14 protein-coding genes, 1 other RNA gene, 1 pseudogene and 1 riboswitch are annotated in these 12,493 nt (G+C 57.4%); of the genes and pseudogenes, 1 reads left to right on the forward strand and 15 read right to left on the reverse strand.

From position 1 onward, the window contains the following. A partial coding sequence (locus tag QVO43_RS00655) for a hypothetical protein (RefSeq protein ID WP_288174248.1) occupies positions 1 to 231 on the reverse strand: 231 nt, incomplete at its 3' end. 302 nt (positions 232 to 533) lie between these two features. Here QVO43_RS00655 and hydF point away from each other — a divergent pair. After that, positions 534 to 1,751 carry a [FeFe] hydrogenase H-cluster maturation GTPase HydF gene (gene hydF, locus QVO43_RS00660; RefSeq protein ID WP_022486703.1) on the forward strand — a complete coding sequence of 406 codons (1,218 nt, stop codon included), beginning with the start codon at positions 534 to 536 and terminating at the stop codon, positions 1,749 to 1,751. A gap of 75 nt (positions 1,752 to 1,826) precedes the next feature. Here the strand turns inward: hydF and QVO43_RS00665 are convergent, their stop codons facing one another. From QVO43_RS00665 to QVO43_RS00730, 14 genes and pseudogenes are all read right to left on the reverse strand, one after another. Beyond that, the gene (locus QVO43_RS00665; protein WP_022486704.1) at positions 1,827 to 2,960 is read right to left on the reverse strand and encodes a cation diffusion facilitator family transporter; all 1,134 of its coding nucleotides are present in this window, start codon (positions 2,958 to 2,960) and stop codon (positions 1,827 to 1,829) included. A 137-nt stretch (positions 2,961 to 3,097) separates the two neighbouring features. After that, on the reverse strand, positions 3,098 to 3,592 hold the full coding sequence (locus QVO43_RS00670) for a hypothetical protein (protein ID WP_022486705.1): 495 nt from the start codon (positions 3,590 to 3,592) through the stop codon (positions 3,098 to 3,100). A 13-nt stretch (positions 3,593 to 3,605) separates the two neighbouring features. Next, on the reverse strand, positions 3,606 to 4,034 hold the full coding sequence (locus QVO43_RS00675; RefSeq protein WP_022486706.1) for an FKBP-type peptidyl-prolyl cis-trans isomerase: 429 nt from the start codon (positions 4,032 to 4,034) through the stop codon (positions 3,606 to 3,608). Between the two features lie 222 nt (positions 4,035 to 4,256). Beyond that, positions 4,257 to 4,955: a C40 family peptidase gene (locus QVO43_RS00680; protein WP_022486707.1), complete on the reverse strand. Its 699-nt coding sequence runs from the start codon at positions 4,953 to 4,955 to the stop codon at positions 4,257 to 4,259. 22 nt (positions 4,956 to 4,977) lie between these two features. After that, positions 4,978 to 5,100: riboswitch (cyclic di-AMP (ydaO/yuaA leader) on the reverse strand. Between the two features lie 41 nt (positions 5,101 to 5,141). Next, the gene (locus QVO43_RS00685; RefSeq protein WP_022486708.1) at positions 5,142 to 6,083 is read right to left on the reverse strand and encodes a glycosyltransferase family 2 protein; all 942 of its coding nucleotides are present in this window, start codon (positions 6,081 to 6,083) and stop codon (positions 5,142 to 5,144) included. An 18-nt stretch (positions 6,084 to 6,101) separates the two neighbouring features. After that, positions 6,102 to 6,419: a thioredoxin gene (trxA, locus tag QVO43_RS00690; RefSeq protein WP_022486709.1), complete on the reverse strand. Its 318-nt coding sequence runs from the start codon at positions 6,417 to 6,419 to the stop codon at positions 6,102 to 6,104. Between the two features lie 42 nt (positions 6,420 to 6,461). Beyond that, positions 6,462 to 6,803: RNase P RNA component class A (rnpB, locus tag QVO43_RS00695), an RNA gene on the reverse strand. A gap of 34 nt (positions 6,804 to 6,837) precedes the next feature. Further along, on the reverse strand, positions 6,838 to 7,761 hold the full coding sequence (locus QVO43_RS00700; RefSeq protein ID WP_022486710.1) for a 3'-5' exoribonuclease YhaM family protein: 924 nt from the start codon (positions 7,759 to 7,761) through the stop codon (positions 6,838 to 6,840). A 12-nt stretch (positions 7,762 to 7,773) separates the two neighbouring features. Then, complete coding sequence (locus tag QVO43_RS00705) at positions 7,774 to 8,592, reverse strand: Nif3-like dinuclear metal center hexameric protein (protein WP_022486711.1); 819 nt, start codon at positions 8,590 to 8,592, stop codon at positions 7,774 to 7,776. Beyond that, complete coding sequence (locus QVO43_RS00710) at positions 8,567 to 9,277, reverse strand: tRNA (adenine(22)-N(1))-methyltransferase (RefSeq protein ID WP_022486712.1); 711 nt, start codon at positions 9,275 to 9,277, stop codon at positions 8,567 to 8,569. Before QVO43_RS00710 ends, QVO43_RS00705 begins: the two co-directional genes overlap by 26 nt. A 9-nt stretch (positions 9,278 to 9,286) precedes the next feature. After that, positions 9,287 to 10,012: a hypothetical protein gene (locus tag QVO43_RS00715; protein ID WP_022486713.1), complete on the reverse strand. Its 726-nt coding sequence runs from the start codon at positions 10,010 to 10,012 to the stop codon at positions 9,287 to 9,289. 16 nt (positions 10,013 to 10,028) lie between these two features. Next, a complete protein-coding gene (gene ptsP / locus QVO43_RS00720) occupies positions 10,029 to 11,663 on the reverse strand; it encodes a phosphoenolpyruvate--protein phosphotransferase (RefSeq protein ID WP_022486714.1) in 1,635 nt (544 codons plus the stop codon). 12 nt (positions 11,664 to 11,675) lie between these two features. Beyond that, complete coding sequence (locus QVO43_RS00725) at positions 11,676 to 11,933, reverse strand: HPr family phosphocarrier protein (RefSeq protein ID WP_012938187.1); 258 nt, start codon at positions 11,931 to 11,933, stop codon at positions 11,676 to 11,678. A gap of 153 nt (positions 11,934 to 12,086) precedes the next feature. After that, positions 12,087 to 12,493, reverse strand: a pseudogene (locus tag QVO43_RS00730) (diaminopropionate ammonia-lyase); the annotation flags it as partial.

Consider the following 12,493-nt stretch of genomic DNA (forward strand, 5'->3'; position numbering starts at 1 on the left):
GGCCTGGTGATGCTCGCACCAGTCCCAGATCCTTTCCGGCAGATTTCTCCGGTGGGGCGACTGCCAGACCTTGTCCAGAGCCGGGTTCCAAAGCCCCGCCTCCTTCAGGTCCCCTGTCCCCGCCTTCCAGGCTTTTTCCAGAGACCCGAAGGCCTCCCGGAGCAAAGGTACCCCCTGAGGGGCCTCATAGCTCAGCAGATCTGCCAAGGCTGCACAATACACATCTTCCATAGGCTCACATCCCTTGCTGCATATAATAGAAGTTTTCTACGCCTGCAAACGAGTATTAGTATACATGGAAACTGTCTGAAAAATCAAGAGGGGTTGTTGCACGTTGTATGAACAACCCCTGTCACCGGTCTCCTGTTACCGGCCGCTGGCCGCTGGAAAGGACCCGTAACTGACGGGTCCTTTTGAAGAGAAACGCAGCCCTTGCACCTTCCCCCCTTTTATTGTATGATATTCACAAACAATTTATATTTTCTGTTTGCCCAATGTTCGGCAAATTTCAATTCCTGAAGGAGGAACTTTCCATGCCCGCATCTCTTAACGCCACCCCGTCCGGGGAACGTGTCCATATTGGTCTGTTCGGCTGCCGGAACGCCGGCAAATCTTCTCTGATCAACGCCATTACCGGCCAGGACCTGGCCATTGTGTCCGACTACAAGGGCACCACCACCGACCCGGTTTCCAAAGCCATGGAAATCCTGCCTCTGGGGCCGGTACTCCTCACCGACACCCCGGGGATGGACGACGACACGGACCTGGGCCAGTCCCGGATCGAAAAGGCCCGGCTGGTACTCCGGAGCACGGACATCGCCCTGTTGGTGGTGGATGCGTCCACAGGCATGAATACTTTCGACCGGAAACTGCTCCAGGAAATCCGTGACCGGAAGATCCCCTACCTGGTAGTGTTCAACAAATGCGACCTGGTGCCCAGCTTCACCCTGCCGGAAGACCTGAAGGATCACAGCATGCTGGTCAGTGCCCAGGCGGGTACCCAGATCTGGGAACTGAAGGAACGGATCTCCCAGGCCCTGGGAAAAGATGGGGTGAAAAAGCCCCTGCTCCTGGACCTGCTGGAACCCAATGCCCTGGTGGTGCTGGTAGTGCCCTGCGATGAAAGCGCTCCCAAGGGACGGCTGATCCTGCCCCAGCAGCAGACCATCCGGGAACTCTTGGACGGCCACTGCAGTGCCGTTGTGGTCCAGCCCCAGGAACTTCCGGGAATCATCAGCCTGTTGGGCAAAAAGATCAGCCTGGTAGTTACCGACAGCCAGGCCTTCCATACTGTGAACCAGATGGTGCCTCCGAAGATCCGGCTCACCAGCTTCTCCATTCTGTTTGCCCGGTACAAAGGCCAGCTGGCCGCCTTCCTGGATGGAGCCCTGAAGCTGAAAGACCTGAAGGACGGGGATCCGGTGCTGATTTCCGAAGGGTGCACCCATCACCGGCAGTGCAACGACATCGGTACCGTAAAGCTGCCCAACTGGATCCGGAAGTATTCCGGGGCACAGCCTGACTTCCATTACAGCAGCGGCAAGGGATTCCCTGACGACCTGAGCCCCTTCAAGCTCATCGTCCACTGCGGGGCCTGTATGCTGAATCCCCAGGAAGTGGCCTACCGGCAAAGTGCCGCCCATAAACAAAACATCCCCATGACCAACTACGGCATAGCCATAGCCTGTATGAACGGGATCCTGCCCAGAGTCCTGGCCCCGTTTCCGGAATTGGCGGAGAAAGTGAAATAACGGGGGTGTGAAAATCCACACCCCCGACTAAAAGGGCTGTGAAAAAATGATTCCTCATTTTTTCACAGCCCTTTTTCACCCCTGCAGCGCCGATATATCCCTGTCCACGTCCACCGATACTGTGTAGCCTGGATACAGCTTCCCCACTTCTTCTTTCAGTTCCTGGACGATGGGTCCCCGGTCCCGGCCGAAGGTAACCACCACGTCGAACCGCATGGTCTTTGCTTTCCGGTCCACATAGAACCCGTGGACCTGGAGGGCCCAGGGGTGCCGCATCACCATCTGGCTCACTTTTTCCCGGATGGCTGCCGCCTCCGGATCCCGGGTATTGTAGGAATACACTGTTACCCCGGACAGATGGACCCCGGTTGCCTTGAAGATTTTTTCATGGATCCGGTGGGTCAAAAGGTCCACCTGTTCCACGGTCATCACATCCGGCAGTTCGATGTGCACAGAGGCATAGTTCCGGCCCGGTCCGTAGTTGTTGATCATCAGATCATAGGCCCCCTGGATTTCCGGTTCCGCCACCAGGAGATTCTTGATTTCCCGGACCAGCTGGGGATCCGGCCTCTCTCCCAGGATTTCATTCAGGGTATCCCGGAGCATCCCATAGCCACTTTTCAGGATGAAACAGGCAATCAGGGCCCCTACATAGGATTCCAGAGGGAGCCCCCATTCCAGATACACCAGAGCCGCCACCAGTACGGAAAAAGACAGTACCGCGTCAAACAGGGCATCGGACCCGGACCCGATGAGAGCTCCGGAATCCGCCTCCTGGCCTTTGGCCTTTACATACCGGCCCAGAATGATCTTGGCAATGACCGCCACCACCAAAAGGATCAGAGAGGCGGTGGTGTATTCCGGCACCTCCGGTTCGATGATTTTTTTCACACTTTCCACCATGGCCGTGACCCCGGCATAGAAAATGATGATGGAAATCACCAGGGCACTCAGGTATTCATACCGGCCATGGCCAAAGGGATGTTCAAAATCCGGGTTCCGGTCCGCCAGTTTGGCCCCGGCCACGGTGATCACCGAAGACAGCACGTCCGACAGGTTGTTCACCGCATCCATCAGGATGGCAATGGAGTTGGTGGAAAACCCCACCACCGTCTTGAACCCGGCCAGGAGCACGTTCACTCCGATACCGATGAAACTGGTCCGCAGGATGATGGATTCCCTGCGGCCCTTTGCCAATGAAATACCCATAAGAACCAGCCAGCCTCTCTCGTACAGAATTGCTCCCATTATAGCACAAATGGAAGGGTTGGAAAACGCCCCTGGCGTTTTCCTTCCCAATAGAAAGGCCGCCGGAACCTCCGGCGGCCTTTGTCAATGGTCAGCTGTCAATGGTCAGCGGCCCTCCCCTTCTCCCGTTTCAGGATCGTGGCCAGTTCCGGGTCTTCTCCCAGGTCCACCGGGCCGAAATTGGTGTGGTTCCCTTCTCCGTCCCAGCTGCACAGCATATACCCCATGGTATTGGCGTCATATTCCACCGTATAATACCGGGGATTTTCTCCCTGGAGCCCGTGGACCAGGTAGGCCCGGGGGCACAGAGTGTTGAAGTTCCAACCCGCTTCAAAGGGAAAATGCATCCGCAGCACATAGAACTGGGGGTGCCCCGTATGTTCATTGCGGATCTCCAGTCCTTCCGCGGTGAAGTCCTCTTCCTGATAGAACCTTTCGTTCTCGTCTCCGGTTTCCGGCAGATCCGCCAGAACACTGGCACACAGGGTTCCAAAAGCATTCCCCAAAAGGAAAGGACTGATCTGCTTCCCTTCCGGATCCGGATAAACCACAGCCGGGAAGAACTGGTGTTCCAGGAAATACAAAGGGTTCATGAGAATCCTCCTTTTACCCTTCCACCTCGACCAGTTCGATCTTGAAATTCAGTTCCTTGCCGGCCATTTCGTGGTTGGCATCGAAGGTAATGGTGGATTCGGTCTTTTCCGTAACCCGTACCGGGATCTGCTGGCCGTTGGGGGTGCCCAGGGCCACCCGCTGGCCCACTTCCAGGTTTTCCGAACCGGGCATCTTGGCAATTTCCACGGTGAGGATGTTCTGGGGATTGGGCTGGCCATAGGCCTCTTCCGGCATCAGGTGGATGTTCTTCACTTCCCCTACAGCCATATCCCGGACCGCATCATCGAACCCCTTGATCATCATGCCGGCCCCGACCACGAATTCCAAAGGCTCGCCCCGGTCATAGGAAGAATCGAATTTGGTCCCGTCGTTCAGGGTGCCTTCGTAATGGACTTTGACTTTTTTGTTTTCGTTGCTCATGGTTTTCTCCATTCTGTCAGTTTTTATAGTCAATCGTGTTAATTGTACCGTACTGGACGGGGAAAGTAAATGGCAAGAAAGGCCGCCGGTAAGTCCGGCGGCTTTTGTCAACTTCCGGCGGCCGATGGAGCTGCGTTTCCATGTAAAGCCATCTGCCACCGGCAGATGTTCTCCATACAAAAAAACACCCGTCAGGGATCATCCCTGACGGGTAAGCGGCTGTTAGAGGACTCTTGCCGCTCCGATATATCTTGCGCCCCAATATCCGCTGAATACGTTGGATACGGTGACACCGGTGCTGCTCCCTGCCTGGAGCATCTGACCGTTGCCGATGTAGATGCCGCAGTGGGAAGGGCCCGGTTCATAAGTTTCAAAGAACACCAGGTCTCCCGGTTCCAGCTCGCTGGAAGAAACTTTCGGGAAAGCATAGTACTGGGCATCCGCTGTCCGGGGGATTTCGATCCCCATCTGCCGGAACACGTACTGGGTGTAACCGGAACAGTCAAAGCCCCAGGGAGTGGTCCCCCCGAATACATAAGGCACGCCCACATAGTCGTAAGCGGTGCTGATCAGCTCTCTGGCCGTGCTGCTGCCGTAACCATAGCTGCTGCCATAGCCCCGGTTGGTGTTCAGCGTACGGTGGGTGGGCATTTCTCTGCCCATGAGCTTTTTGTAGGTGAAGTTCCCGATGACCCCGTCTGCTGCCAGACCCATGCTGGCCTGATATTTCTTTACTGCAGCCACGGTACGGGCTCCATAGACCCCGTCAGGGATCCCGATATCGTAGCCTTCCATCAGGAGCTGTTCCTGGATGGCTGCCACTTCCGGTCCTGACTGACCCTGTTTGAAACTGGCAAAAACGTTCTGCGCAGGCAGTGCCACTGCTGCGGTGGTTGCCGCTGCCAGCACTACGCCAAGCATCATCCTCCTAAATATAATAAACACATCCTCTCGATTACGCCTACGAAGTTAGCTGCCGGGTGCGGGTCGAGATGCCCTATTCCGAAGAAATTAACCCCACTTTGGTTCCCCCGTTCACATTGCTGTGATTCGGCTTTTTTATTTAGTTTTGCCGGTTCTAATTATAACAATTCTCTTATTCGCTGTCTATTGGCTGTTACCACTTTTCACGATATGTTCACGAATAATATACAAAGGTCTTTGCTTCACTTCATCGAAGATCCGGCCCACATATTCTCCCACGATCCCTATGCCGATCAGCTCCACACCTCCCAGGAAGAACTCTGCCGCTGCCAGGGTGGTCCACCCGGGAACCGCATCCTGGATAATATATTTCACATAAATGACATGACCGATGAGCAGGATGCTCCCCAGCCCTGCAATGCACCCTACATACAGGGCCAGCCGCAGGGGCACCCGGGAAAAGGCCGTGATCCCGTCCAGGGCGAACCGGAGCATTTTCCGCAGATTGAACTTGGAATGGCCGGCGAACCGGGGCGGTGCCACAAATTCCAGGGTGGTGTACCGGAACCCCAGATTGTTCACCATCCCCCGGATGAACCGGGCCCGTTCCCGGAACCGGTTCAGGGCATCCACCGCCTTCCGGTCCATTAGCCGGAAATCGCTGCCCCCAGGGGTGATCCGCACTTCGCTCATGGAATTGATCAGCTTGTAGTATAAGCGGGAGGTTATATTTTTGAACCAGGTGGCGTCTTCCGTGGCTTTCCGCACGGTCTGGACGATTTCGAAGCCCTCTTCCCATTTTTTCAGCAGTTCCGGCACCATTTCCGGCGGGTGCTGGAGATCCCCGTCCATGGAGATCACCGCGTCCCCGGTGGACTGGTCCAGACCGCAGGTCAGAGCCAGCTGGTGGCCGAAATTCCGGGCAAACACATACCCCTGGACATTGGGATCCTTCTCTGCCAGTTCCCGGATCAGCTGGCTGGTCCGGTCTTTGGAACCATCGTCAATGAACAGGATTTCGTAATCATACGGCAAAGGCGCCATTACTTGCGTAAGGCGCCTGTAAAACTCGTGGATATTCTCCTCTTCATTGAAGACAGGCACGACAAAAGAGATCTTTTTCATGCATTGTCTTCCTTTCCGTTATAAAACGGCCAAAGCCTGTTCGTAGGCACTTTTGGGTTCAACCCCTACAAAGCGCTGGACTTCCTTGCCGGCCTTGAACAGCACCACCGTAGGGATGGCGGATACGTTGAACCGCATGGCCACGTCTGGCACCTGGTCCACATCCAGTTTGGCGAACTGGACTTCCGGATGTTCCGCTGCCAGGTCTTCGATAACGGGAGCCAGCATCCGGCAGGGACCGCACCAGGTGGCCCAGAAGTCCACCAGTACCGGTTTGCCTGCATCCTGGATCAGTTTGTCAAAAGCGGCTGCGCTGCCAATATGCATCATTTCCATGGTATTTCCTCCTTCGTGCTTCCGCACAAGGTATTTTTCAAAAAGGTGAGTGCTCAGTAAGCCGAGTTCTGTCAACGATAATCATTTATCTAGCCCTGCAGTTGCCTGCAGGTTCAAGCGACACTACCCGGAAGGATCAGCGGGCCGCTTCATCCCTTCCCTATTTGGTCTTGCTCCGGATGGGGTTTACCAAGCCGGCCAATCACTTGACCGCTGGTGCGCTCTTACCGCACCGTTTCATCCTTACCGGCAAAGCCGGCGGTTTGTTTTCTGTGGCACTTTCCTTAGGGTCGCCCCCACTGGACGTTATCCAGCATCCTGCCCTGCGGAGCTCGGACTTTCCTCATCAGCACAAAGGCTGCCGCGATTATCTTTCCGCACTCACTGGATGAAATGATACCATAGGTTGGTCAATCCGTCAAACCTTCCACAGGTACCGCTGTAACATTTTGTCGTATTCCCAGGATTCGCTCCGTTCTTTTTCGTGGAACTGATTCATGATGGAATCCACTTCGTCCGCATAATGGACGATGAAGGCCTCCTTGGTGACGCACACCACCGGGGATCCTTTGTCCTGGTCCCCGTGATGGCTGAGGATGATGTGGAGGAGCCGTTCCCGCCGGTCCGCCGACAGGTCGGGGATCTTCCGGGCAGCCCGGTCCACGGCCATGGCTCCAATGGAAATATGGCCCATGAGCCGGCCTTCAGTGGTATAGGGGAATCCCAGGTCCGAAGAGATTTCCCGGATCTTTCCCAGGTCGTGGAGCAGGGCCCCGGCAATCACCAGGTCCAGATCCACGTTCCCGATGGCCCCGGCCATGGCCACGGCCAGCCGGGTGACGCACACGGTGTGGTGGAGCAGCCCGCCCACATAGGCATGGTGGAGCCGCATTCCCGCCGGATTCTTCAAGAACTGCCGGAGGGTATTCCCGGAAAACAGGGTTTCCACCAGTTCCCGGAGGCCGTCATCCTGGATCCGGCCCATAAAGGCCTGAAATTCTGTCTTGTATTTTTCCAGATCGATGTGACCGCTGGGCAGCAGATTGGACAGATCGTCCTCTTCCGTCACCGCCTGGACCTTCTGGACAATCACCTGGTAGGCCATGGTGGTGGAATATTTGTTCACATCCACCTTTCCCCCGATGATATAGGGAGAAGGGGCCTCCATGGTCCGGAGCCGGCCAATGGGACCGGCTTCGAAACAGATAAAGGGAATGCAGCCGCTGTTGTCTTCCAGCAGCCCCTTGGCATAAGGCTTGCCGTTGGAGGAGGTGCCCACCTTCTGGAGGCGGACCAGGCAGGGTTGTTCCATGGCATTCCCCAACTGCAGATCTCGGATCATGACAGCCGCCCCTTACACCGTCTGGAGGATCCGTTCTTCTTCGGCACGGATCACTTCAAAATGACGGCCGGATTCATCCCGCCAGGTGTTGAGCACCTGTTCCAGCTTGTCGATCACCGGGCTCTCGGTAAGCTGATGGGTGCCGTCCACTACATTCAGCCCCAGGTTCAGGGCCTTCTGAGCCACATGGTACTTCAGATCTCCGGTAACCAGGGTATCGGCACCGGCCGCCAGGGCATCCTCCATAAAGTCGGCTCCGCTGCCGCCTACTACGGCCACTTTGTAAACCGGTTCTTCCCCGCCGGCAAAGGTCAGGTGTTCCGCACCCAGGTCATCCCGGACCTTGGCAGCGAAAGCATTCAGTTCCATCGGTTCGGCCAGCACCCCGATCCGGGCCAGTCCCTGTTCCGGGCAGTCCTTCCGGGGGATTTCCGTTACATCTTCCAGACCCAGCCGGGCGGCCAGCACATCATTGACCCCGCCTTTGGCCGCATCCAGGTTGGTATGGGCCGCATAAAGAGCCACATCGTGTTTGATCAGCTCATAGAGCACTTCCATCTTGGTGTCCGTAACCGCCAGAGTCTTGGGCAGGCTGAAATAATAGGGATGGTGGGTGATGATGATGTCACATTCCTGTTCGATGGCCTGTTCCGCCACTTCAGGGCTCAGGTCCAGGGCCACCAGGATCTTGTGCACATGCTGGGCCAGATGTCCCAGGAGCAGCCCCGGGTTGTCCCAGCTTTCCGCATAGGCTACAGGGGCCAGCTGGTTCATGAACAGACAAATGTCCGTTACGGTGGTTTCCTTACTTTCCATTTCTTCCGTTTCCACAGTCAATTTCCTCCAGTTGTTTCCAAAGGGTCTCATATTCCTTGTACTGGCGGCTGGCCCGGGCCCGCTCACTCCGGTCCATCTGGGTCAGCAGCCGTTGGATCTTCTTTTTCTTTTCCGCCACGAATTCTGCCAGCAGGGGATGATGCCGGCGGACCAGATCATCCCCCACTTCCCGGCAGCTGCCAGGATATTTCCAGCCCGGGGAAGGTTCCAGGAGCAGCAGTTCGTAAAGCCGCTTTCCCTCCCGGACCAGCTCCTCCCGGACCACCGCCCAGCCATGGTCTTCCGCCCAAAGCCGGAGCCGGCAGGAATCGCTCATGGGCTGGAGCACCAGATGTCGGAAGGCGGGATGCTGCCACACCTCCGGGGCTTCCCCCAGAATCTGCAGCATGGTTTCCGCCCCCATGCCTGCCATAACAGCCGTTTCCACTTCGCCCGGGGCCACCACGGTCAGGCCGCTGCCCTGGCGCACGGCGATCCGTTCTTCCAGATGGAACTGCCGGACCGTGTGCCGGGCTGCCTCACAGGGACCGGGGACCACATCCCCGGCAATGGCCTGCTCAATTTTTCCTTCCTGGAGCAGCAGTACCGGCAGGTAGGCATGGTCCGTGCCCACATCTGCCAGGGTCCGGCAGGGAGGCACCAGGGCCGCCACTGCCTCCAATCGAGGTCCAAAATGCATGGTTTCTCCTTACTCCCGTTCCAGGATGAACTTCCGGGCATCATCCAAGCTGGTCACGTCCCGCCAGCCGAAGCACCGGAGCTTTTCGCACAGAGCAAAAGCTGTTTTGTATCTGCCGATAAGGGCCTTGGCCTGGCGGAGGATTTCCCGTCCCGCCGGACTGTTGCAGTAGCCTTTCATGGCTTCTTCCAACAGGCTCCTGTCTTTCCAGCTCTTTTCCCGGAAACAGCTGTGGACGAACAGGAACAGATCCAGCACCCGGGGGTCCGCGTCGATGAACCGCTTTTCATTTTCCCAGTCCAGGAAAGTGATCTTGTCCTGTTCCTTGTCATAGGCAATGTCCCGGAGAGCCGGCCGGCCATGGTGGAGCCCCATCTGGTGGAGTTTCGCCAGGGCTTCCCCTGCCTTGTGGTAGGCTTCCAGCCGGCAGTCCTTCCAGGGGGCTTCCTTGGCCACCCCCTGGAGGGTCTTGCCCACCGCTTTCATGACAAAATAGTCATCCTGGAGCAGGACGATTTCCGGTGCCAGGGGAAAATACTGGTTCACCGTCATGATTTTGTACACCTCGCACCAGAAGGCCCCTTCCACACTTTGTTTGGCAAAGGCGTTCCGGTGGTTGGACAGTTTCCGTTTGATGAACAGGGCCTGGTCCTGGTACAGGAAAGGCAGGACCCGTTTATCCGGCTGGAGGGCAATGGCTTTGTCCGCCGCCTGTTTCAAATCCAGATCGATCAACGGTCCGCCTCCTTTCTCATTCCGCCCGAAGGGTGCTGATCAGCTTCCGGGCCCCCAGGATCTTCCCGGGGGACATGCTCAGTTCATCCACACCCATGGCTACAAAATAAGGGATCAGTTCCGGGTCCGCTGCGGCTTCTCCGCAGATGCCCACCCAGCAGCCCCCGGCATGGCCGTTCCGGATGGTCAGGTCGATAAGCCGGAGCACCGCCTTGTGACTGGCCTTCCCCAGTTCTTCCAGGCTGGCATTCTGCCGGTCCACCGCCAGAGTGTACTGGGTCAGATCGTTGGTGCCGATACTGAAGAAATCCACGTACCGGGCCAGGTCGTCGCTGATGATGGCCGCCGCCGGCGTTTCGACCATGATCCCCACTTCCAGCTTCTCGTCAAAGGGGATTCCTTCTGCCCGGAGGCTGGCTGCCGCCTGTTCCAGAAGGGCCCGGGCCGCCTTCACTTCCTCTGCGGAAACGATCATGGGGAACATCACTGCCACTTCCCCATAGGCGGAGGCCCGGAGAATGGCCCGGAGCTGGGTCAGGAAGATTTCCGGCCGCTTCAGGCAGATCCGGATGGCTCTGAACCCCAGAGCCGGATTCTCTTCTTCCGGCAGCTGGAAATAGCCCACTTTTTTGTCCGCCCCGATGTCCAGGGTCCGGATGATCAGCTTCCGGCCTTCCAGTTCCTGGGCAGCGGTACAGTAGGCTTCGAACAGTTCGTCTTCCGTGGGATAGTCTTCCCGTCCCAGATAGAGGAATTCACTGCGGAACAGGCCTACCCCTTCCCCGTCGTTCTGGAGCACCAGGTCGATGTCTTCCGGCTGGCCGATATTCCCGTACAGGGCGATGGTCCGGCCGTCGGCAGTGCAGGTGGGTTTCCCCCGGAACTGTTCCAGGGCATCTTCCGCCGCCCGGTGCTGCTGTTGTTTTTCCTTCAGGGCTTCCAGCACCTTGGGTTCCGGATCCAGCCAGAAATTCCCGGTGCCCCCGTCCAGGGCTCCCAGGGTACCGTTCCAGTCTTCGTCCAGGGTGATTCCCGTATGGACGATGGCAGGGATCTTCATGGTCCGGGCCAGGATGGCGGTGTGGGAGTTGGCGCTGCCTCCGCTGGTCACAAAGCCCAGGATCAGGGATTTGTCCAGCTGGAGGGTTTCACTGGGAGTCAGGTCGTCGGCGCAGATAATGGAAGGCTGGGTGAGAAGTTCCGTCCAGCTCCGGCCTCCCTGGGCCAGAGCATCTTCCAGCTGGCCGCACACCGCCCGCACATCGGCCCCCCGGGCCTGCATGTATTCATCGTCCATGGCTTCCAGCATGGCGGCGAACTGACTGCCCGCTTCCCGGACCGCCCCTTCCGCCGTCATGTGGTTTTCCTGGATCAGACCTGTAATGGTGTCACACAGATCCGGATCCTGGACCATCATCTGATGGACTTCAAAAATGCCGGCTTCTTCTTCCCCTACCTGCTGCCGTGCTTTTTCCTTCAGCCCTTCCAGGGTTTCGATGACCTGCTGCTGGGCAGCCTGGAGCCGTTTCAGTTCCTGCTGGGGATCCAGACAGGTGTCCAGCCGGATCTCCGGCTGACGGCCTGCCGGCTTTACCAGGATGGGCCCTGCCGCAACCCCGGCAGAGGCTCCCTTCCCTTGTACAAGCTTCATGGACAGTCCTCCTTACAGATTGGCTTTCAGGAATGCTTCCAGAGCGGCTGCCGCTTCTTTTTCATCCGGTCCTTCCACGGAAACCGTCAGTTCCATGCCGGCTTTGATCCCCATGCCCATCAGGGAGAAGATCCGTTTCAGGTCCCCGGTCTTGCCGTTGCCGGCCACGCTGCATTTGGACTGGAATTTGGCCGCTTCCTTTACCAGCATGCCGGCGGGACGGGCATGGATACCCTGAGGATCCTGGATGGTATACGTAAATTGAATCATGAGAATGACCTCCTTGAAATTGAAAAAAATGGATACTTATATTTTATTATATCATAAAAAGGCGCCCCTGTCCCAGGAGGACGGGGGCAAGGAATTATGCGGTCAGGGGGGCAGGCCCGGCGCCCCGCCAATGTGGTCAGGTGGTCAGGTGCATCAACTGCAGGGTTTTCCCCAGGCTCCGTCCCAGACGATGCGCCGGTAGCTCTCCCGATCCGTAGCGCCTTCAGTGCTGATGCACAGGACCCGGGAATCTTTGTCCAGGCCCAGTTCCTTTTTCAGAGGTTCCAGCTCTTTGTTCCGATACAGTTCACAGACAAAGCCGCTGGTTACCGCTCCGCTTTCCCCAGAAATCACTCTGGAGTCCCCGGGGACCGGTGCGCCCAGGATCCGCATGCCCTGGGCCGCCACCCAATCAGGAACAGAAGCGAAATGCTCGGCATGAGCTGCCAGTTCTCCCCAGCCCAAGGTACAGGGTTCCCCGCAGGCCAATCCGGCCATAATGGTGTCCAATGCCCCAGTCACAGTGTGGAGCTTCCCATCCCCGGCAGCGGCCGTACGGA

The organism is Acidaminococcus sp. CAG:542, assembly GCF_000437815.1.
Classification (GTDB): domain Bacteria; phylum Bacillota; class Negativicutes; order Acidaminococcales; family Acidaminococcaceae; genus Acidaminococcus.

Excerpts from the sequence above, each read along its gene's own strand:
- hydF (WP_022486703.1), top strand. The coding sequence starts at position 534 with ATGCCCGCATCTCTTAACGCCACCCCGTCCGGGGAACGTGTCCATATT.
- QVO43_RS00665 (WP_022486704.1), bottom strand. The coding sequence starts at position 2,960 with ATGGGTATTTCATTGGCAAAGGGCCGCAGGGAATCCATCATCCTGCGG.
- QVO43_RS00670 (WP_022486705.1), bottom strand. The coding sequence starts at position 3,592 with ATGAACCCTTTGTATTTCCTGGAACACCAGTTCTTCCCGGCTGTGGTT.
- QVO43_RS00675 (WP_022486706.1), bottom strand. The coding sequence starts at position 4,034 with ATGAGCAACGAAAACAAAAAAGTCAAAGTCCATTACGAAGGCACCCTG.
- QVO43_RS00680 (WP_022486707.1), bottom strand. The coding sequence starts at position 4,955 with ATGCTTGGCGTAGTGCTGGCAGCGGCAACCACCGCAGCAGTGGCACTG.
- QVO43_RS00685 (WP_022486708.1), bottom strand. The coding sequence starts at position 6,083 with ATGAAAAAGATCTCTTTTGTCGTGCCTGTCTTCAATGAAGAGGAGAAT.
- trxA (WP_022486709.1), bottom strand. The coding sequence starts at position 6,419 with ATGGAAATGATGCATATTGGCAGCGCAGCCGCTTTTGACAAACTGATC.
- QVO43_RS00700 (WP_022486710.1), bottom strand. The coding sequence starts at position 7,761 with ATGATCCGAGATCTGCAGTTGGGGAATGCCATGGAACAACCCTGCCTG.
- QVO43_RS00710 (WP_022486712.1), bottom strand. The coding sequence starts at position 9,277 with ATGCATTTTGGACCTCGATTGGAGGCAGTGGCGGCCCTGGTGCCTCCC.
- ptsP (WP_022486714.1), bottom strand. The coding sequence starts at position 11,663 with ATGAAGCTTGTACAAGGGAAGGGAGCCTCTGCCGGGGTTGCGGCAGGG.
- QVO43_RS00725 (WP_012938187.1), bottom strand. The coding sequence starts at position 11,933 with ATGATTCAATTTACGTATACCATCCAGGATCCTCAGGGTATCCATGCC.